This window comes from Pararhizobium sp. PWRC1-1 (assembly GCF_049897905.1).
In the GTDB taxonomy this organism is placed as follows: Bacteria; Pseudomonadota; Alphaproteobacteria; order Rhizobiales; family Rhizobiaceae; genus Pararhizobium.
Genome location: NZ_JAFCXE010000085.1, coordinates 1 through 721, shown reverse-complemented (window position 1 = coordinate 721; position 721 = coordinate 1). Strand labels below are relative to the sequence as shown.

Genomic DNA, 721 nt, shown 5'->3' with positions numbered 1-721 from the left:
GATCGCAGCCGAGCTTCTTGAGGATGCGCTAAGGCTCGAGCCGAACTACGCCGCAGCCCATGCGCGGCTTGCCTGGTGCCATGAGATTTTCTTCACCCGCGCTGGATGCAATGCGGCCGACAAGGTCGCCGGGGTCGGGCACGCGCGCGCGGTGATTGCGAGCGGCACCGACGATGCCACGGCGTTGGCAATAGCTGCGTTTGCGATCACCATGCTGAGCAAGGACCACGAAGCGGCGTTAAGCGCCGTTGAGCGCGCCCTGTCGCTTAACGCCTCGTGCGCCACGGCGCTCTATTTCGGCGCGGTCATCTACGCTTTCGCCGGCCAACCTGCCGCAGCCACCTCCAACGCCAATCGTGCGCTGCGACTAAGCCCGTTCGATCCGATGGCCTACGCAGCCCATCTGTCACTTGGATCAGCCGCCGTCCAGGAGGCGCGCTACGACGCGGCGGCATCGCACTTCGGCAAGGCTGTTCAGGCGAATCCCCGCTTCAGCACGCTTTATTTCTTTCAGGCCGCTGCGCTGGCGCTGGCCGGACGCCAGGGGGAAGCGCGACCGATTGCGCAGCAATTGCTCGAACTCGAACCGGGATTTCGGCTCGGCTTGTTCTTCGAAGTCGGCATGGCGCGGGCAGTCGCCGATAGGCTTACAGAGGGAGCACGCATATTGGGATTGCCCGAATAGCTTGGTGGGCCGTCGATCGCAACCGCCAGGCCACCT

The 721-nt window shown here is 64.4% G+C and carries 1 protein-coding gene; it reads left to right on the top strand.

The window, feature by feature from the left end:
- Positions 1–685, top strand: a 685-nt coding sequence (locus ACP7E0_RS35030) for a tetratricopeptide repeat protein (RefSeq protein ID WP_426131972.1), incomplete at its 5' end; no start/stop codon positions are given.
- Between the last annotated feature and the right edge of the window lie 36 nt (positions 686–721).